This is a genomic window from Morganella morganii (assembly GCF_019243775.1).
In the GTDB taxonomy this organism is placed as follows: domain Bacteria; phylum Pseudomonadota; class Gammaproteobacteria; order Enterobacterales; family Enterobacteriaceae; genus Morganella; species Morganella morganii.
Genome location: NZ_CP069157.1, coordinates 2,310,927 through 2,330,404, shown reverse-complemented (window position 1 = coordinate 2,330,404; position 19,478 = coordinate 2,310,927). Strand labels below are relative to the sequence as shown.

Sequence of the window (19,478 nt, the reverse complement as noted above, 5' to 3'; positions counted from 1 at the left end):
CCGCAGCGGAAAAAGTGTGATACAGACGGAAAATCTGTGATCTGTTATGCGGAATACTTTGCAAAAATGTTGCGTAACTGTAGGAAAAACAGAGGTGAGCCCGTATAATCACTGCCTTACCACAAGGTGTGGACCGGTCTGCCGTCAGCCGCAAATAACAATGACAACAGCGCACATGCGCACAATGAGGTCAATTCATGTCTGTACAACGCACATTTTCTATCATTAAGCCAAACGCCGTAAAGAAAAATGCTATCGGGGCCATTTATCACCGTTTTGAAAGCGCCGGTTTCCGTATTATCGCCGCCAAAATGCTGCACCTGACCCGCGAACAGGCGGAAGGATTCTACGCTGAGCACAAAGGCCGCCCGTTCTTTGATGGTCTGGTGGAATTTATGACATCCGGCCCGATTATGGTACAGGTACTGGAAGGGGAAAATGCCGTGCAGCGTCACCGTGATCTGATGGGCGCCACCAATCCGGATAACGCCCTGGCCGGTACACTCCGCGCAGATTACGCCGACAGTTTCACTGAAAACGCCGTACACGGCTCTGATGCGGAAGAATCCGCTGCCCGTGAAATTGCCTATTTCTTCACTGAAGATGAGATCTGCCCGCGCTGATAACACAAAGCAGGAAAAAACCTGTGTTATCCTGCTTTATCAGTGAATTCAGTCTCAAAAGCCCGGTAATCCGGGCTTTTGCTTTTTTACCGGACAACAAGGACTGAGATATTGGCGTAGTGGATCAGTGCGGACGCGGTGGAGCCCAGGAAACGGCTTTTCATGGTCGGGTTTTTGGAACCGATAACAATCAGGTCGGCTTTAATTCTTTCTGCATTATCAAGAATGGCCTCTGCCGCACTTCCGATAAGTACACCGGTGGAAATCTGTTCTTTCTGTACAGCAAATTTTTCGGTGGCGGCATCCAGTTTTTCAAGCAGAGCTTTGATGCGCTGGTCTTCTGACTTGGCATTTTCGGTCATCACAGGGAATGTCAGACCATAGTCAAAAAGCTGTTCAGACGGAAGAATTACCGTAACGAAATGAAATTTCACATTTTTATCTTTGGCATAGTCGTTAATCTCAGTAATGACGTTCTGAGATAACGCACCGGCATTCAGATCGATCGGAACCAGTATAATTTTATGCATAACAACTCCTTTATTTCAGATTAAATGACCTGTAAAAGATGAGTGTTAATATTATTAATATCTGAAAAAATGATTTAAACAAGTACTATTATCCAATAAATCGATTTACATTTACGTGTTTTAATTTGCCATATCACCATTAATGTTTGTACAATGCCGCGCCCCGTTATGATACGGGGCTTTTATATTTCCGCCGTATCCGTGACGCAGTCCGTTTCAGCGGCTATCCTTATTCCTGTATCTGTGATGCGCGCCGCGTGTCACCGCCGAAAGTGTAATAACGAGGCAATGTTAACAATGTCAGAACTGACCACTCAAGACGCCTGTGTAACAGGCTCCGCACCGATTGCTCCTGAAAAAATCAACGGAAAAATTAATTTACTCGACCTGACCCGCAAAGAAATGCGCCAGTTTTTCGCCGATATGGGTGAGAAACCTTTCCGTGCTGATCAGGTGATGAAGTGGATTTATCACTATTGCTATGATGATTTCGATCTGATGACCGATATCAACAAAGTGCTGCGCACCAAACTGAAAGCGGTGGCGGAAATCCGGGCCCCGGAAGTGTCAGAAGAACAGCGCTCTGCGGACGGCACCATTAAGTGGGCTATCCGTGTCGGCGACCAGGAAGTGGAAACCGTCTATATCCCGGAAGATGACCGCGCTACTCTGTGTGTCTCTTCCCAGGTCGGTTGTGCGCTGGAATGCAAATTCTGCTCAACCGCGCAGCAGGGTTTTAACCGCAACCTGCGCGTCTCTGAAATTATCGGCCAGGTCTGGCGTGCCGCGAAAATCATCGGCTCCCTGAAATCCAGCGGCCGCCGTCCTATCACCAACGTGGTGATGATGGGGATGGGTGAACCGCTGCTGAACCTGACCCATGTTGTCCCGGCGATGGAAATCATGCTGGATGACTTTGGTTTCGGGCTCTCCAAACGCCGCGTGACGATTTCCACCTCCGGTGTGGTTCCGGCGCTGGATAAACTCGGCGATATGATTGATGTGGCGCTCGCTATTTCCCTGCACGCACCGACGGATGATGTGCGTGATGAAATCGTGCCGATCAACAAAAAATATAACATTGAGACATTCCTGGCATCTGTGCGCCGTTATCTCGGAAAATCCAATGCGAACGGCGGCCGTGTGACTGTGGAATATGTCATGCTGGATCATATCAATGACAGCACTGATCAGGCGCATCAGCTGGCGGCCTGTCTGAAAGACACGCCGAGCAAAATCAACCTGATCCCGTGGAACCCGTTCCCGGGCGCCCCTTACGGGCGCAGCTCAAACAGCCGGATTGACCGTTTTGCCAAGGTACTGATGGAATACGGATTCACCACCATTGTCCGCAAAACACGCGGTGATGATATTGACGCTGCCTGCGGACAGCTGGCCGGTGATGTTATCGACCGGACCAAACGGACACTGAAAAAACGCATGGCCGGTGAACCAATCTCTGTCAAAGCAGTCTGACAGTAATATTAAGTAACACTCCCCGGTGACTGTTTACGTTAATATACCTGCCTTACAGACAAGGAGGCAGTATGATAAGGACGTATTCCCCGGGATTAATTGCAGTAATGCTGCTGGCAGGATGCCGGACAGCACCCGTGACACAGACCGTACCGGCTGCGACCGGTACCCGTCTTGCACTGGGTGAGGCTTATCTTCAGGCCGGCCGGTATGATGCTGCACGGTATCATTTTGACCGGGTACTGAAAGCACAGCCGCAGCATACCGGTGCGCTGACAGGCGCGGCGCTGAGTGCAAAATGCGATCAGCAGCCTGAAATTGCGGAAAAATACCTGAATTTAGCCGTGAATTCCCCGTCAGGCAGTGATAGTGTGGTACAGTACATTTTGGCTTATGAGTGTCCGCCGGATAACAGTCTGTAAAACAATATAAAAGTGATGTTGTTTTCAGGATTATTTTTATCATTACGGGTGGCATGCAGTATGCCGGAATACGGAACTTCGGTGCGCGGAAGGGCAGATCTCCGCGCTTTCTCGTAACCAGAACTGTTTGTGTCCTGAAACTCATGAATAACTCTCAATCTCAAGATAATCTCCAACTCACTCTTGGCCAATTCTTAACACAACGTCGGGAACAACTTCAGTTATCACGGGAAACAGTCGCCGACAGACTTTGTCTTAAACTGACTACAGTGCGTGAAATCGAAGAAGATGCACTGAAAGAAGGCAACCCGACCTTTATCCGCGGTTATGTCCGTACGTATGCCAAGCTGTTGCAGATCCCTGAATCTGCGATCATGCCTTATCTTGATAAAATCGCCCCCGCTCAGATGACCAAAGTCCAGCCGATGAAAAGTGTGACTATCGGCCGCCAGCGTAAAAAACGCGAAGGCTGGCTGATGAAGTTCACCTGGCTGGTACTGCTGGTGGTTCTGGCGCTGGTTGGCGTGTGGTGGTGGCAGCAGTATCAGGCACAACAGGCTGATATTGCTTCACTGGCACAACAGAATGATGTCACCGTGAATGCTCCGGCAGATGTTCCGGGTACCGATCCGGCAGACAGCACCGCACCACAGACACTGAATACCCCTGCCGGAACGCCGGACACCGCTCCGGCCGGTAATACCAATACCGCTGCACTGGAATTATCGGCAGCCACCCCGCAGGATCAGGAAATTGACAGCAGCAAGATTGTGCCGCTGCCGGGCAGTGACCGTGTACCGGCGGTTGTTAACCGCGCCGTGGACAGTGAAGGCGGCACGCTGCCGACCACCACACAGACACAGGATGGTCTGGTTCTGACCTTTAAAAACACCTGCTGGCTGGAAGTGACAGATAACAAAGGTACAAAAATTTTCAGCGGCACCAAACAGAAAGGGGATACCCTGGAATTTGCGGGCGCAGAACCTTACCGTCTGAAAATCGGCGCACCGGCTGCCGTGGATGTGCAGTTCAAAGGTCAGAGTGTTGACCTGAGTCATTTTGTTAAGGCAAACCGGGTGGCAAATCTGAGTGTGCCGAAAGCCGGTGAATAATTGGTTTATAAATTAAATCTTTACTACACAATAAACACAGCAATGATTAAGGACACAAGGATGTTCCGGAGAAAGACTTATGCATAATGAATCCCCGATAAAAAGACGCAAATCCACCCGAATTTACGTGGGAAATGTGCCGGTCGGTGATGGTGCACCAATCGCCGTACAATCAATGACAAACACCCGGACAACGGATGTTGAGGCGACCGTCAGACAAATTAAATCCCTGGAACGCGTCGGCGTGGATATTGTCCGCGTGTCAGTACCGACCATGGATGCGGCGGAAGCATTTAAACTGATTAAACAGCAGGTCTCTGTACCGCTGGTGGCGGATATTCACTTTGACTACCGCATTGCGCTGAAAGTGGCGGAATACGGCGTGGATTGTCTGCGTATCAACCCGGGTAATATCGGCAGCGAGGAGCGTATCCGTCAGGTTGTGGATTGCGCCCGTTATTATAATATCCCTATCCGTATCGGGGTTAACGGCGGTTCACTGGAAAAAGATATCCAGGAAAAATACGGCGAACCGACACCGGAAGCGCTGGTGGAATCTGCCATGCGTCATGTGGACATTCTTGATCGCCTGAATTTTGACCAGTTTAAAGTCAGTGTAAAAGCGTCAGATGTGTTCCTGGCAGTCGGTGCTTACCGTCTGCTGGCACAGAAAATTGATCAGCCGCTGCACCTGGGTATTACCGAAGCGGGCGGCGCACGTGCCGGTTCTGTGAAATCCGCTATCGGGTTAGGTATGCTGCTGTCGGAAGGTATCGGTGATACGCTGCGTATCTCGCTGGCAGCGGATCCGGTGGAAGAAGTGAAGGTCGGGTTTGATATCCTGAAATCCCTGCGTATCCGTTCGCGCGGCATTAACTTTATCGCCTGTCCGACCTGCTCCCGTCAGGAGTTCGACGTGATTGGCACCGTGAATGCCCTGGAACAACGGCTGGAAGATATCATCACTCCGATGGATGTGTCGATTATCGGCTGTGTGGTTAACGGTCCGGGCGAGGCGGAAGTCTCCACACTGGGTGTGACCGGTGCGAAAACCCGCAGCGGGTTCTATGAAGATGGTGTCCGTCAGAAAGAGCGCCTGGATAACACCGATATGATTGATCAGCTGGAAGCGAAAATCCGTGCCAAAGCGGCCATGCTGGATCAGAATAACCGGATTGATATCAGTCTGGTTGAGAAAGAATAATCGCGGACCGGCTCATTATTGATGAGCCGGTTTTGTCTGTTTTGGCAGATATGCTGTTTTAAGACGATATATCCGCCTCCCGATATTGCACCCGCACAGGGTCGCTTTTATAATCGGAAACATATTTCATTGAGTTAAGAGAATTAACGTGGCGACAAAAATCCAATCTGTTCGTGGTATGAATGATTATCTGCCTGCTGATACTGCGGTATGGCAGCGTATTGAAAACACGCTTAAACGCATTCTGACAAGCTACGGGATCAGTGAAATCCGTACGCCGATTGTCGAGCATACCCCCCTGTTTCAGCGCGCCATCGGTGAAGTGACTGATGTTGTTGAAAAGGAAATGTACTCTTTTCAGGACCGCGAAGAAAATGTGAGCTTAACACTGCGGCCGGAAGGAACAGCGGGCTGTGTTCGTGCCGGGATCGAGAAAGGCCTGCTGTACAATCAGGAACAGCGCCTCTGGTATATCGGACCGATGTTCCGCCACGAGCGTCCGCAGAAAGGCCGCTATCGTCAGTTCCATCAGCTGGGTGCGGAAGTTTTCGGCCTGAGCGGTCCGGATATCGATGCTGAGCTGATTATGATGACCGCCCGCTGGTGGCGTGAGCTGGGCATTGCGGAGCATGTTACCCTGGAACTGAACTCAATCGGTTCGTTACAGGCGCGTGCAAACTACCGTGAAGCACTGGTTGCCTTCCTGGAACAGCACAAAGACAAACTGGATGAAGACTGCAAACGCCGGATGTACACCAACCCGCTGCGTGTGCTGGATTCCAAAGACAAAGTTGTTCAGGAACTCCTGAACGATGCACCGGCACTGTTTGATTATCTTGATGAAGAATCAAAAGCCCACTTTGACGGCCTGTGTGCCATCCTGGATGCTGCCGGTATTCAGTACCGCATCAATCAGCGTCTGGTCCGTGGTCTGGATTACTATAACCGCACCGTGTTTGAGTGGGTGACCACCGCACTGGGTTCGCAGGGAACTGTCTGCGCGGGCGGCCGTTATGACGGGCTGGTTGAACAGCTCGGCGGTCATAATACCCCGGCGGTGGGTTTTGCCATGGGTCTGGAGCGTATGGTACTGCTGGTTCAGTCCGTCAATCCGGACTTTGTGAGCGAAACTGCAGTGACCGATATTTATCTGGCCTCCTTCGGTGAAGGCAGCCAGGTTGCGGCAATGATGCTGGCGGAACAGATCCGCGACAGCCTGCCGGGTGTGCGTATCATGACCAACTACGGCGGCGGCAACTTTAAACGCCAGCTGAGCCGTGCGGATAAAAACGGTGCGCGCATCGCCCTGATTTTAGGTGAGGATGAAATTGCCAACGGGACAGTCACTGTCAAAGAACTGGCCACCGGTGAGCAGCAGACGCTGGCACAGAGCGGGCTTTCCGCTCGTCTGAGCGAACTTTTAGGTTAAGGAGAGACGTGTGGAAGTCTATACCACAGAAAATGAACAGGTATCAGCGCTGAAGAATTTCTTTGTCGAAAACGGCAAAGCAATCGCGGCAGGTTTGATCATCGGTATCGGCGGTATTGCCGGCTGGAACTACTATCAGTCTCACCAGGTCAGCAAATTACAGGATGCGGCGATTGCCTATGAAACGGCGATCACAGCAAAAGGCACCCCGGCGGAGCAGACCGCCCGTCTGCAGGCTTTTGCGAAAGAAGCCAATAACAACTACGGTGCTATCGCCGGTCTTGATCTGGCGATGAAAGCGGTTGACAGCAACGACCTCCCGGCGGCAGAAAATGCCCTGAGCCAGGCGCTGACAAAAACCGATAATGAAGATTTAAAAGATCTGATTAATGCACGTCTGGCCCGTGTACAGCTGAGTCAGAAAAAACCGGATGCCGCGCTGGCGACCGTTGCGGCAGTGAAAGGGAAAGGCTGGGCGGCTTACGCACAGGATATCCGCGGTGACGCCCTGTTACAGAAAGGGGATGTGAAAGGCGCGCAGGAAGCCTACACCACCGGTATTCAGAGTGAAGGTGCCGGGACTATCAAATCCGTTATGACATTCAAACTCGATAACTTAGCCGGGTGAGGGGACTCTCGATAATGCAACTGCGTAAAACACTGCTGGTAGGATTAGTCGCCTCTGTGCTGCTGGCCGGCTGTTCAAGTGAACAGGATACTATCGTGATGTCACCACTGCCGGAAGTGACAAGTCAGTTCACCCCGGAAACCGTGTGGGATAAATCCGTCGGTGACGGTGTCGGTAAATACTATTCTCACCTTTCCCCGGCATGGGAAGGATCCAGTGTCTATGCGGCTGACCGCAATGGCCTGGTCAAAGCCCTGGATACCGATTCCGGTGTTGAAATCTGGTCAGTGAATCTGGCGGAAAAAACCGGTTTCTTATCCGCGGATATCCCGGCGATGTTATCCGGCGGTCTGACCGTTTCCGGTGAACACGTTTATGTGGGTACAGAGCGCGGTACATTGATCGCCCTGAACGCGAACGACGGTGAAATCGCATGGACCGCCAACGCCGGTGGTGAAGTATTGTCCCGTCCGGAAGTCAGTGACGGCCTGGTGCTGGTGCATACCGGTAACGGCCTGTTACAGGCATTTGATACCGTGTCCGGCGAACAGCGCTGGAGCCTGAACCTGGATACCCCAAGCCTGTCTGTCCGTGGTGAATCAGCCCCGGCTGTGGCCATGGGTGCGGCATTTGTCGGTGGTGACAACGGTCGTGTCAGTGCGGTTATGCTCGGCCAGGGTCAGATTATCTGGCAGCAGCGTATTTCCCAGACAACCGGTACCACCGAAATCAGCCGTCTGAATGACGTGGATATGACCCCGGTTGTTGCTGACGGTCGTGTTTACGCTATCGCGTATAACGGCAATCTGGTGGCGATGGATATGCGCAGCGGTCAGATTCTGTGGAAACGCGATTTCGGTTCAGTCAACGAACTGGTGCTGGATGGCGAATCCCTCTATGTTGTTGACCAGGATGATAACGTCTATGGTCTGCGCGCAGCGGATGGCGTCACCATGTGGTCACAGGATAAATTACTGCACCGTAATCTCTCCGCACCGGAAATCTTTAACGGCTATCTGGTCGTGGGTGACGGTGAAGGTTATCTCCACTGGCTGGATACCTCCAACGGACAGTTCGTGGCGCAGAATAAACTGAACAGTTCCGGTATTCTCAGCCGTCCGTCGATTGCCGGTGATAAACTGATGGTGCAGGCCCGTGACGGACGCCTGTACCTGCTCCGCCGCTGACAGTAAACCGCTGTTTCCGGCATCACTCCGGCAGGGTAACTGACTGCGGAGTGGTTTCATTGACGGCTCCTGAATGACAGGAGCCGTTTCGTCTTTAATCTCCTGTATGGTGCAGGGGATTTTTTCAGTGTTATGAGGCAGTAAAAGCATGATACCTGTCGTTGCTCTGGTCGGGCGTCCCAATGTCGGGAAGTCCACATTATTCAACCGCTTAACGCGTACGCGCGATGCGTTGGTTGCTGATTTCCCCGGCCTGACGCGGGATCGTAAGTACGGTCGTGCAGAGGTTGAGGGACAGGAATTTATTATTATCGATACCGGCGGTATTGACGGCACGGAAGAGGGTGTTGAAACCCACATGGCCGCGCAATCACTGCTGGCGATTGAAGAAGCCGATATTGTGCTGTTTATGGTGGATGCCCGTTCCGGCCTGATGCCGGCGGACAGCGGTATTGCCAAACATCTGCGCAGCCGCGATAACAAAACCACCTTTGTGGTGGCGAACAAAATCGACGGCATCGATCAGGATCAGGCGCTGGGTGAATTCTACAGCCTGGGTCTGGGCGAAGTGGTGCCTATCGCCGCCTCACACGGACGTGGTGTCAGTCAGCTGATCACCCGTGCACTGGTGCCGTTCTACGGCGAGCCGGAAAGTGAGGATGATGAGCGCGAGTTAACCGAAGAAGAGGCTAACGCCGCTTACTGGGCAGAGCAGGAAGCCCTGGCACAGGCAGCAGAAACGGAAGACGGTGAAGAGGAAGATGATTTCAACCCGATTGATCAGCCGATTAAAATGGCGATTGTCGGGCGTCCGAATGTCGGAAAATCCACGCTGACCAACCGTATCCTCGGTGAAGAGCGTGTGGTGGTTTACGATATGCCGGGTACCACCCGTGACAGTATCTATATCCCGATGGAACGCGACGGGCGCGAGTATATTATTATCGATACTGCCGGTGTGCGTAAACGCGGTAAAGTGACTGAAACGGTTGAAAAATTCTCCGTTATCAAGACACTGCAGGCGATTGAGGATGCGAACGTGGTGCTGCTGGTGATTGATGCCCGCGAAGGGATTTCAGACCAGGATCTGTCACTGCTGGGCTTTATCCTCAATGCCGGCCGTTCTCTGGTTATCGCCATCAACAAATGGGACGGCATGACCGCAGACGATCGCGAACACGTCAAAGATATGCTGGAACTGCGTCTCGGCTTCGTTGATTTTGCCCGTATCCACTTTATCTCCGCGCTGCACGGCAGCGGTGTCGGTAACCTGTTTGACTCAGTACAGGAAGCGTATGACTGCGCGACCCGCCGTGTCAGTACCGCATTGGTGACCCGCATCATGAAAATGGCAGCGGAAGATCACCAGCCGCCGCTGGTTCGCGGCCGCCGCGTCAAACTGAAATATGCGCATGCAGGGGGTTATAACCCGCCGATTATTGTTATCCACGGTAACCAGGTGTCAGATTTACCGGATGGCTATAAACGTTACCTGATGAACTATTTCCGTCAGTCACTGAAAGTGATGGGAACGCCTATCCGCATCCAGTTTAAAGAGGGTGAAAACCCGTTTGCGGATAAGAAAAACGTGCTGACAGCGACCCAGCTGCGGAAACGTAAACGCCTGATGTCTCATATCAAAAAAGGCCGTTAATCAGGAAAACCCGCATTTTTTAATGCGGGTTTTTTATTTTCCGGCATTTTACGGCTCCAGCCCGACAGCTTTCCAGGCACTCATCAGCACAGCCGTCACGTCCTTATCATAATTATCACCGGCGATGTCCATTGTTTCGCGGGCAAAGGTCAGAAAATCACACTCAGGCGGCAGGTTGCCTCTGCGCAGCGTGTCGAACCAGATCTGTCCGGCCACTTCCCAGCTGTACCCGCCGAGGGCGGAGGCGAAGTGGTAAAATGCATGGTTCGGGATGCCGGAGTAACAATGAACGCCGCCGTTATCATTCTCCGGGTCATCCGGCAGCTCAATATAATCTCTCATATGTGCTACCTGTTTATCTTTGCCGATCACCGGGTGATTATAGGCATTTCCCGGTGACGAAAGGGAGCGCAGTGCTTTAATTCCGCTTTGTTTATTAAACAATGTTCTGCCGATATGCCAGTCCCCCTGATGGCTGGCGTGACGGCGGTGGTAATGACCCAGCATGACGGTAAACACATCACAGACCGATTCATTCAGAGCACCGGACTGATGGCTGTAAGTCAGCGGGGAAAGGTGATCAATCACAGCGTGGGAAAATTCGTGTGTGGCGATATCCAGCTGGGCAAAACTCAGAAACAGGGGAGTGACGCTCATTCCGGCATCCCCGGCACCAAACACCAGATGTGCGCCGTTCCAGAAGGCATTGCAGTAGCCGCGTCCGTAATGTGTCATGGCGGAGATAGTGGCATTGTTGTCATTAAAGGATTTGTAATCAAAGACATCATCAAAAAAACCGTAAATGATATCAAGATACTCAAACATATTATCGGTATCTGTATCCTGCCGCACAGGCATATGTGGCTGTGGGTTTTCTGCTTTCCGGTCTTCGCGGTAATACAGGTCCGGAACGGTGGTCAGGTTTTTCAGATGCATCACCCGGCGGTGTGCCTGCGAAGTACATCCGGATTCCGGCAGAGCAGCATAACTGAGAGGCATCATTTCTGTTTCCGGCAGGCGTCGGTAACCGAGCAACCGCTGCATATGCTGATAACATAACTGTGTCTCTTCGTGATCCCCTTCATGAAGCAGGCGTTTTTTCAGGATCCAGGGCGGTAAAAATGAATAGCGCGGGGCATGTGCTGACATAGGCGGTTCTCCTGTGGTTGGAATGACCATCTTTACGGAGAAAAATATTTACCGCAGCAGACTATCAGCCTGCTTTTCAGTCAGCACACTGTGAAGGGTTATCAGACCCAGTCGCGGGGGATAAGAAAATCACTCAGTGCGGCTTCCGGAGAACCGGCCTGCGGTTGGTAGTCATATTCCCAGCGCACCAGCGGCGGCATCGACATAAGGATGGATTCGGTCCGCCCGCCGCTCTGTAAACCGAAAAGTGTGCCGCGATCCCACACCAGATTAAACTCCACATAACGGCCGCGCCGGTAGAGCTGAAACTGCCGTTCGCGCTCACCATAAGGAATGGAACGGCGTTTTTCCGCGATCGGCAGATAAGCCCGGGTAAAGCCGTTGCCGACAGCCCGTGTGAAGGCAAAGCATTCCTCAAAACCGGGTTTATTCAGATCATCAAAGAACAGGCCGCCGATACCACGCGCTTCGCTGCGGTGTTTCAGATAAAAATAGTCGTCGCACCATTTTTTATAACGCGGCCAGGCATCTTCGCCCAGCGGCGTGCAGATATCCCGGGCGACACTGTGCCAGTGTACGGCATCTTCTGTGAAAGGATAGAAAGGAGTCAGGTCAAAACCGCCACCGAACCACCAGACCGGGTCACTGCCGGCTTTTTCGGCAATAAAAAAGCGCACGTTGGCGTGTGCGGCCGGGACATACGGATTATGCGGATGAAGTACCAGAGAAACGCCCATGGCCTGATAGTGACACCCGGCCAGCTCCGGGCGGTGTGCCGTGGCAGACGGCGGCAGGTTGTCCCCGCTGATATGTGAAAAATTGACACCGGCCTGTTCAAACAGTGCGCCGGATTTCAGTACCCGGCTGCGTCCGCCGCCGCCGGATTCCCGCTGCCACTTATCTTCGCTGAACTCAGCACCGCCGTCACAGGCGGCGAGTTGTCCGCAGAGGGAATCCTGTAATCTGAGAAAAAAAATCTTTAACACTGTCACTATCAGGGATATTCATTACATCACGACCATTGAGCTGCTGATAAACTTTAGTATATCATTTTGTTTTTATAAGATATCACACCCGTTCCGTCACGGACACGGGCAGACAACCGGCAGACAGGTAACGGTATGGACATTCGCACATTTCAGCAAGGTGATTTTGAAGAGGTTGTTGCGCTCTGGGAGCGTTGTGATCTGGTCACCCCCCCGGATGACCCGGAAACCGTAATTGAGCGGAAAATGGCACATGATCCGGCCCTGTTCCTGGTGGCGGAAGTCAACGGCGAAGTGGTGGGCACACTGCTGGGCGGTTATGACGGATACCGGGGCTATGCCTATTATCTGGCAGTACATCCGGAATTTCAGGGACGGGGGATTGCCAATGCTATGGTGGCGAGGCTGGAAAAAAAACTGCTGGCGCGGGGATGTCCGCAGTTGCTGCTGTCGATTCCGGATGATAATACCGCCACGCTGAGCATGTTTGACAAGCTGGCCTACGACGAGTGTCAGCAGGACAGCCTGACCTACAGCAAACGGCTGATCACCGACCCGGAATATTAACTGCCGGGGTTGACCACACTGAGTGTATCGGCGGTTACCACAATCGCATGGCGGTCTTTTTCCATTCCGCCTTCAATGCGGATGGTATCATTAGGGGTGATAATCTTTTTCCCCCATAATTCCGCCGGAATTTTTACCTCGACGATACCGCTGTAATCCCCCAGCAGATAGTGCTCCGCTGAAATCTGAGACTGAATATTACCTTCCAGAATCACCCGGCTGTTATCCTGCAGATAGGGCAGTTGTTTGATGATAAAGCGCTGTGGTGTTTCACATTTTACTGTGCTCTGATGATACTCATAGGCAGAAAATGACGGCAGAGCCGCAGCAGGCTGAAACCAGAATGTACCTGTCAGAACAACCGCTGAAAACAGGTAAAAAGTCGATGATGTGAATGTCATTTCAGCCATAGCTTACGACGCCGGTAAATGAAAAATGTCGGTTATATACCAGGAGATATCTTATCGGAAATGTTACGTTACTGAATTGGTAAACATACCTATTTCGTTAAAATTATTTGATGTAATAATTCAGAATGAATGTTTTGTCAATTCCGGAGTCTGATATCTGAACCGAATGCAAAGGAGCAATGAATGAAGTGTTATCAGGCAATGAAGCTGGCCGCCGCGGCCGGTGCCGTACTGATGCTGAACGGGTGCAGTTCGTTTTCATGGTCATCATTATCGCCGGTAAGCTGGTTCAGCAGCAGTGGGCTGACGGTAACGGCACAGGGCGTCGGTGGTGTGAATAATCAGACGGCCATGACCGAAACGGCGATCAGTCAGGGACTGGACGATAAATACACACTGCGCGGTGGTATGCAGACCGAGCAGGGGCAGATCGTTAAAATTTTTGAAGGCCGGAAAGATGATAAAACGGTTATCCGTCTGTCCGGGCCGGAAAATGGCACTGTGCAGCGCATTGTTGCCAATGATGCGGATATCCGCACGGAATGGGACACCAAAACAGGAACCCTCTTTTCGGACATCTATCCGCAGGCCGTTGCCGGTGCCTGTACCCTGACCACTGAATTTGATGACAGCGCACAGGTTATCTGCCGTTCACCGCAAACCCCGCGTGTTTCTTATGTTTTCCGCGGAACCTGGAACGGCCCTGAAACCCTGATGCCGTCAGATGATATTCTGAAAAACTGGACAGTCAGTTATATCGTCTGGGCCAATAAATAATCCGGAAAAATAAATGAACTTGCGGAATAACAAAGTAATTCCGCGTCAGTGATTTATGATAAGGCCATTTCCTGATCAGACTGACGATGCAAAGGGAGCAATATGTCACAAGTACAAAGCGGTATTCTGCCGGAACACTGCCGTTTCGGTATTTTTATTGAAGCAAACACCAAAGGTGATTTACCGGCGATCCGGCGTGGTTGTCAGGTTTTCCTGGCAGCTCTGAAAAAGTTACAGACACAGTTTGCGGCTGATCAACTGAGTGCCACGGTGGCATTCGGTCATGACCTGTGGCGTCAGCTGGGCAGTCAGAGCAGTGCACCGGAGCTGAAAAACTTCCGTGAACTGGGGCGCGGCCTGGCGCCGGCCACACAATATGATTTACTGATCCACATTCATTCTCAGCGTCATGATATCAACTTCTCGCTGGCACAGGCAGCGGTGGCGGCATTTGCGGATGCGGTTGAGATTCAGGGCGAAACCCACGGCTTCCGCTGGACGGAAGAGCGTGACCTGAGCGGTTTTATCGACGGCACCGAAAACCCGGAAGGGGATGAGCGCCCGGACGTGGCACTGATCGCAGAAGGGGAAGATGCGGGCGGCAGTTATATCCTGACTCAGCGCTGGGCACACAGCCTGAATAAATGGACCCGTTTTTCTGAAGAGCAGCAGGAAAAAATGATTGGCCGCACCAAAGCAGACAGCACAGAGCTGGATGAAAATGTGCGCAATGTAACCTCTCATGTTTCCCGCGTGGTGATTGAGGAAGAGGGCGAAGAGCTTTCCATTCTGCGCCAGAGCCTGCCGTACGGTACTGCCAGCGGTGAGCACGGCCTGTTCTTTATCGCGTACTGCGGTCGTCTGCACAATATTGAGCAGCAATTGCTGAGTATGTTCGGCGAAACCGACGGTAAATTTGATGATCTGCTGCGGTTCAGCAAACCGAAAACCGGGGCTTATTATTATGCGCCGTCGCTGGAACAACTGAGTGCGCTGTAAGAGGGTGCCACTTTAAGCCCGGAACCGGCTGATAACGGGCAAAAACGAAAAGTCGCTGTGAATACATCCCTGTAAGCTCAGGCGCACCATCCGTGGCGCGCATGCTTTTCGTTTCCTTTGCCCGTTATCACCGTCATACTTTTCCCGCAGTGATGCACATTTTTGTGTCTGTTTTTATCCTTACAAAAACAAAGGTTAAATGACACTATTCCGCTGTACCTTCCCCTGAGGGCAACCTCTATCCTCCGTGTATACACCACACAGGAGGTTCCCATGCTTGAGTTTTTCAGAGAAAACTGGTTTCTGCTTATGCTGCTGATTTGTCCGCTGATGCACTTCTTTATGCACCGGGGACACGGTTCACACGGCGGTTGTGAGCATAATCAGCATAACGAAAAAGCACCTGCGTCACAGGAAGAGAAGAAACATATCGATGCATAATATCGTGAAGTAAATAATCACTATATATAATTCCATAATGATATAAGTAAATGGCTTGTGTCACTTTACGGATATATGCACACTGGCCGGAGTTACCTGAAACGCATCATCATAATGAGGTTCTCCGCCGTGAAACTGTCTGTCAACGCTGTATTACCTGCCGGTCTGCTGCTCCTTTCTGCTGTATGGAGCGGCGCTGCCGGCGCTGCTCAGTTACTGAACAGCTCCTATGATATTGCCCGTGAGCTGTTCACGGAAATCAACCCGCTGTTTGAAAAGCAGTGGAATGCGGAACATCCTGATGATCCGCTGACTATCCGCCAGTCTCACGGGGGTTCCTCAAAACAGGCACTGGCGATATTACAGGGACTGCGGGCAGATGTGGTCACTTATAACCAGGTGACCGATGTGCAGGTTCTGCATGACAAAGGTAATCTGCTGGCAGCGGACTGGCAGGCGCGTCTGCCGAATAACAGTTCTCCGTATTATTCCACCATGGCTTTCCTCGTGCGCAAAGGCAATCCGAAGCAGATCAAAGACTGGGATTCCCTGCTGCGTGATGATGTGAAAATCGTTTTTCCGAACCCGAAAACCTCCGGTAACGGTCGTTACACCTATCTGGCTGCGGAAGGTTTCTGGCAGCAGAAAAACGGTAAAAACAGTGCCAAAACACAGGAACAGATGAAAAAATTCCTCAGCAATGTCGCGGTATTTGATACCGGCGGCCGGGGAGCCACGACGTCATTTATTGATCGCGGGCTGGGCGATGTGCTGATCAGTTTTGAATCAGAAGTGAATAATATCCGCAATGAATATGGCGCGGATGATTATGATGTTATCGTCCCGGCGTCCAATATCCTGGCAGAATTCCCGGTGGCGCGGGTGGATAAAAACACGGAAAAGAACGGCACACAGGCTGTTGCTGATGCCTATCTGACTTTCCTGTACAGCCCGGCGGCGCAGGCAAAAATGGCGCAGTTTAATTACCGGGTGACGGATCCGGATGTGATGGCCGCCAATAAAGGCCATTTCCCGCCGGTGACCTTATTTAAAGTGGAAGATCAGTTCGGTTCATGGTCTGAAGTAATGACAAGCCGGTTCAGTTCAGGCGGTGAATTTGACACCCTGATGGCTCAGGGACGCTGATATGGCAAGGCGGGTGTTGCCGGGATTCGGCCTGTCCCTCGGGTTTACGCTGCTCTACAGCGGGCTGATCCTGCTGCTGCCCCTCACTGCACTGGTATTACAGCTGGCGCAGATGAGCTGGGCGCAGTACTGGCAGGTGATCACCGGCCCGCAGGTGGTCGCCGCTTATAAAGTCACACTGCTCGCCGCGCTTGCTGCCAGTCTGTTTAATGCAGTGTTTGGTGTGTTGATGGCCTGGATCCTGACCCGCTACCGCTTTCCCGGCTGCCGTATTCTCGACGGCCTGATGGATTTGCCCTTTGCGCTGCCCACGGCTGTTGCGGGGCTGACACTCGCCACTCTCTTTGCCCCGAACGGCTGGTACGGCCGTTTTTTTGATTCGTTTAATATCACCGTGGTGAATACCTGGATTGGTATTGCGGTCGCGATGATGTTTACCAGTATCCCGTTTGTGGTCCGCACGGTACAACCGGTGCTGGAAACTCTGAAACCGGAGTATGAGGAAGCGGCAGAAACGCTGGGTGCTTCGCGTTTTCAGATATTCTGCCGTGTGATCTGGCCGGAAATCGCCCCGGCAGCGCTGGCGGGAACCGTTTTGTCCTTTACCCGCAGCCTTGGTGAGTTCGGTGCGGTGATTTTTATCGCCGGTAACCTGGCGTGGCAGACGGAAGTGGTGTCATTCCTGATTTTTGTCCGCCTCCAGGAGTTTGAATACCCGGCGGCTGCGGCGATTGCCTCGGTGGTGCTGATGACTTCGCTGGTGTTATTGCTGGCGGTCAATATTATTCAGAGCCGCGCCGGATTGCGTACCGGGAGGTCTCATGGCTGATACACTACGCCGCCGGCGTTTCCCTTGGCAGAAGTGGCTGCTGATTTCTGCCGGGCTGCTGCTGACATTTTTCATCCTGGTTATTCCGCTGGTGTGGATTTTTGTGACCGCGCTGTCTGATGGTATCGGCGGTGTGATCCGCGCACTGGCGGAGGCGGATATGTTGCATGCTATCTGGCTGACAGTGATCGTAGCGCTGATCACCGTGCCGGTGAATCTGATTTTCGGCACACTGCTGGCGTGGCTGGTAACACGGTTTCATTTTCCCGGCCGCCAGTTATTGCTGACACTGGCGGATCTGCCGTTTGCAGTATCGCCGGTGATTGCCGGGCTGTTGTATCTGCTGCTGTACGGCTCAAACAGCTGGCTGGGTGGCTTTCTCGAAAACTCGCTGAATACCCAAATCATGTTTGCGTTGCCGGGAATTGTGCTGGTGACGATTTTCGTAACCTGTCCTTATGTGGTGCGGGAACTGGTGCCGGTAATGCTCAGTCAGGGTGCACAGGAAGAAGAGGCCGCCGTGCTGCTGGGGGCCCGTGCATGGCAGATCTGGTGGCGGGTGACACTGCCGAATATCCGCTGGCCGCTGTTTTACGGTGTGATCCTGACCAACGCCCGCGCTATCGGGGAATTCGGTGCAGTGTCAGTGGTTTCCGGGGCGATTCGCGGGGAAACCTTCACCCTGCCGTTGCAGGTGGAATTATTACATCAGGATTATCAGACCGTGGCGGCATTTACCGCATCCGGTCTGCTGGCACTGATGGCTGTTGCGACCCTGTGCATCCGCCATGGCGTGATGGCATATCAGGGATCCCGGAGGAAATATGAGCATTGAAATCCGTCATCTGACACACCATTTCGGTGCGGAGCCGGTATTACAGGATATCTCGCTGTCGGTGGCGGACGGCGAAATGGTGGCGTTGCTGGGGCCGTCCGGATCCGGGAAAACCACACTGCTGCGGATTATTGCCGGGCTGACCCCTCATAGCGCCGGAGAATTGTATATCAGCGGGGAAGAGGTTTCCGGGCTGGCGGCAGGGGAGCGCCGGGCCGGGTTTGTTTTTCAGCACTATGCACTGTTCCGGCATATGACGGTGTTTGACAACATAGCATTCGGGCTGACGGTACTGCCGCGCAAAACACGGCCATCAAAAAAAGAAATCCGCGCTAAAGTGATGTCACTGCTGGAAAAGATTCAGATGCCGCACCTGGCGGATCGCTATCCGGCACAGCTTTCCGGCGGACAACAACAGCGGGTGGCACTGGCCAGAGCGCTGGCGGCAGAGCCGCGCATTCTGCTGCTGGATGAGCCGTTCGGTGCCCTGGATGCAGGGGTGAGAACCGAACTGCGCCGCTGGCTGCGTCAGCTGCATCAGTCGCTGGGATTTACTGCTGTGTTCGTGACACACGATCAGGAAGAGGCGCTGGAGGTGGCTGACCGCATCGTGGTGATGCGTGGCGGACATATCGAGCAGGTCGCGGTACCTGAAAGCCTCGGCAATGATGACAGCAACCGCTTTGTAACAGAATTCCTCGGTCAGATAAATATTTTCCGTGGTGATATCGGTACGGATGGCGGGGTGCGGATTGGCGGTGTGCGCCAGCCGGTTGCCGCACTGACCGCCGGTTTCGGGCCGGTATCGGTATTTGTGCGCCCCTGGTCGCTGACATTGCAGCACACTTTTTCAGCCGATGCGGTTGCTGCCCGGATTGTGACCATCCGTTCACACGGGCATTACCGCACTGCGGTGGTAACCACGGAAGCGGCTGAAGATGAAGTGACGGTAATATTACCGCCGGACACCCGTGCTGCCGCCGGTGATTCTGTCTGGCTGACAATCAGGGAACTACGGCTGTTTCGCGGCGAAGATGAACTGGCGCTGCTGCCGCAGGCACAGTGCGCATAAAG

At 52.6% G+C, this 19,478-nt stretch carries 21 protein-coding genes; 17 read left to right on the top strand and 4 right to left on the bottom strand.

What is annotated here, in order from left to right; all coding sequences use genetic code 11:
* The first annotated feature begins 197 nt into the window (after nt 1–197).
* Nucleotides 198–623 (top strand): nucleoside-diphosphate kinase, encoded by a 426-nt coding sequence (gene ndk / locus JL661_RS11340; RefSeq protein ID WP_004236924.1) that lies wholly within the window; start codon nt 198–200, stop codon nt 621–623.
* 86 nt (nt 624–709) lie between these two features.
* On the opposite strand, the gene JL661_RS11335 is transcribed toward ndk, so the two are convergent.
* Nucleotides 710–1,153 carry a universal stress protein gene (locus JL661_RS11335; protein ID WP_004241975.1) on the bottom strand — a complete coding sequence of 148 codons (444 nt, stop codon included), beginning with the start codon at nt 1,151–1,153 and terminating at the stop codon, nt 710–712.
* Nucleotides 1,154–1,450: 297 nt separating this feature from the next.
* On the opposite strand from JL661_RS11335, the gene rlmN reads away from it, so the two are divergent.
* From rlmN to der, 8 genes are all read left to right on the top strand, one after another.
* On the top strand, nt 1,451–2,629 hold the full coding sequence (gene rlmN, locus JL661_RS11330; protein ID WP_004241977.1) for a dual-specificity RNA methyltransferase RlmN: 1,179 nt from the start codon (nt 1,451–1,453) through the stop codon (nt 2,627–2,629).
* Between the two features lie 71 nt (nt 2,630–2,700).
* Entirely contained in the window at nt 2,701–3,051 is a 351-nt protein-coding gene (locus JL661_RS11325; RefSeq protein ID WP_004241978.1) for a tetratricopeptide repeat protein, read from the top strand.
* A 53-nt stretch (nt 3,052–3,104) separates the two neighbouring features.
* On the top strand, nt 3,105–4,163 hold the full coding sequence (gene rodZ, locus JL661_RS11320; RefSeq protein ID WP_052049112.1) for a cytoskeleton protein RodZ: 1,059 nt from the start codon (nt 3,105–3,107) through the stop codon (nt 4,161–4,163).
* Between the two features lie 79 nt (nt 4,164–4,242).
* The gene (gene ispG, locus JL661_RS11315) at nt 4,243–5,367 is read left to right on the top strand and encodes a flavodoxin-dependent (E)-4-hydroxy-3-methylbut-2-enyl-diphosphate synthase (protein ID WP_004236917.1); all 1,125 of its coding nucleotides are present in this window, start codon (nt 4,243–4,245) and stop codon (nt 5,365–5,367) included.
* Between the two features lie 148 nt (nt 5,368–5,515).
* Nucleotides 5,516–6,796, top strand: coding sequence for a histidine--tRNA ligase (gene hisS, locus JL661_RS11310; RefSeq protein ID WP_032098568.1), 1,281 nt, complete (start codon nt 5,516–5,518; stop codon nt 6,794–6,796).
* Between the two features lie 10 nt (nt 6,797–6,806).
* The gene (locus JL661_RS11305; RefSeq protein ID WP_062772471.1) at nt 6,807–7,424 is read left to right on the top strand and encodes a YfgM family protein; all 618 of its coding nucleotides are present in this window, start codon (nt 6,807–6,809) and stop codon (nt 7,422–7,424) included.
* 14 nt (nt 7,425–7,438) lie between these two features.
* Nucleotides 7,439–8,611 (top strand): outer membrane protein assembly factor BamB, encoded by a 1,173-nt coding sequence (gene bamB / locus JL661_RS11300; protein WP_062772474.1) that lies wholly within the window; start codon nt 7,439–7,441, stop codon nt 8,609–8,611.
* Nucleotides 8,612–8,759: 148 nt separating this feature from the next.
* A complete protein-coding gene (der, locus tag JL661_RS11295) occupies nt 8,760–10,265 on the top strand; it encodes a ribosome biogenesis GTPase Der (RefSeq protein WP_024473928.1) in 1,506 nt (501 codons plus the stop codon).
* 48 nt (nt 10,266–10,313) lie between these two features.
* Here der and JL661_RS11290 read toward each other — a convergent pair whose 3' ends face one another.
* A complete protein-coding gene (locus JL661_RS11290) occupies nt 10,314–11,414 on the bottom strand; it encodes a M4 family metallopeptidase (protein WP_062772477.1) in 1,101 nt (366 codons plus the stop codon).
* 101 nt (nt 11,415–11,515) lie between these two features.
* Nucleotides 11,516–12,418: an oxygen-dependent coproporphyrinogen oxidase gene (gene hemF, locus JL661_RS11285; RefSeq protein ID WP_218481060.1), complete on the bottom strand. Its 903-nt coding sequence runs from the start codon at nt 12,416–12,418 to the stop codon at nt 11,516–11,518.
* Between the two features lie 117 nt (nt 12,419–12,535).
* Here hemF and JL661_RS11280 point away from each other — a divergent pair, with 117 nt between their 5' ends.
* Complete coding sequence (locus tag JL661_RS11280) at nt 12,536–12,967, top strand: GNAT family acetyltransferase (protein WP_004236909.1); 432 nt, start codon at nt 12,536–12,538, stop codon at nt 12,965–12,967.
* Here the strand turns inward: JL661_RS11280 and JL661_RS11275 are convergent.
* The gene (locus tag JL661_RS11275) at nt 12,964–13,377 is read right to left on the bottom strand and encodes a YgiW/YdeI family stress tolerance OB fold protein (protein WP_004236908.1); all 414 of its coding nucleotides are present in this window, start codon (nt 13,375–13,377) and stop codon (nt 12,964–12,966) included. The genes JL661_RS11280 and JL661_RS11275 overlap by 4 nt on opposite strands.
* Before the next feature lie 183 nt (nt 13,378–13,560).
* Here JL661_RS11275 and JL661_RS11270 point away from each other — a divergent pair, with 183 nt between their 5' ends.
* The 7 genes from JL661_RS11270 to JL661_RS11240 all read left to right on the top strand — a co-directional run bounded on the left by JL661_RS11270 (nt 13,561) and on the right by JL661_RS11240 (nt 19,476).
* The gene (locus JL661_RS11270) at nt 13,561–14,154 is read left to right on the top strand and encodes an RpoE-regulated lipoprotein (protein ID WP_036414390.1); all 594 of its coding nucleotides are present in this window, start codon (nt 13,561–13,563) and stop codon (nt 14,152–14,154) included.
* A 102-nt stretch (nt 14,155–14,256) separates the two neighbouring features.
* Complete coding sequence (locus JL661_RS11265; RefSeq protein WP_036418524.1) at nt 14,257–15,153, top strand: Dyp-type peroxidase; 897 nt, start codon at nt 14,257–14,259, stop codon at nt 15,151–15,153.
* A 273-nt stretch (nt 15,154–15,426) separates the two neighbouring features.
* Nucleotides 15,427–15,594 carry a DUF2933 domain-containing protein gene (locus tag JL661_RS11260; RefSeq protein ID WP_081113474.1) on the top strand — a complete coding sequence of 56 codons (168 nt, stop codon included), beginning with the start codon at nt 15,427–15,429 and terminating at the stop codon, nt 15,592–15,594.
* A 114-nt stretch (nt 15,595–15,708) separates the two neighbouring features.
* Entirely contained in the window at nt 15,709–16,740 is a 1,032-nt protein-coding gene (gene cysP / locus JL661_RS11255) for a thiosulfate ABC transporter substrate-binding protein CysP (protein ID WP_046024293.1), read from the top strand.
* A gap of 1 nt (nt 16,741) precedes the next feature.
* Nucleotides 16,742–17,569, top strand: coding sequence for a sulfate/thiosulfate ABC transporter permease CysT (cysT, locus tag JL661_RS11250; RefSeq protein ID WP_004236904.1), 828 nt, complete (start codon nt 16,742–16,744; stop codon nt 17,567–17,569).
* Entirely contained in the window at nt 17,562–18,404 is an 843-nt protein-coding gene (gene cysW, locus JL661_RS11245; protein ID WP_062772483.1) for a sulfate/thiosulfate ABC transporter permease CysW, read from the top strand. The genes cysT and cysW overlap by 8 nt, the downstream gene beginning before the upstream one ends.
* Entirely contained in the window at nt 18,394–19,476 is a 1,083-nt protein-coding gene (locus tag JL661_RS11240; protein ID WP_004236901.1) for an ATP-binding cassette domain-containing protein, read from the top strand. Before cysW ends, JL661_RS11240 begins: the two co-directional genes overlap by 11 nt.
* Nucleotides 19,477–19,478 lie beyond the last annotated feature (2 nt).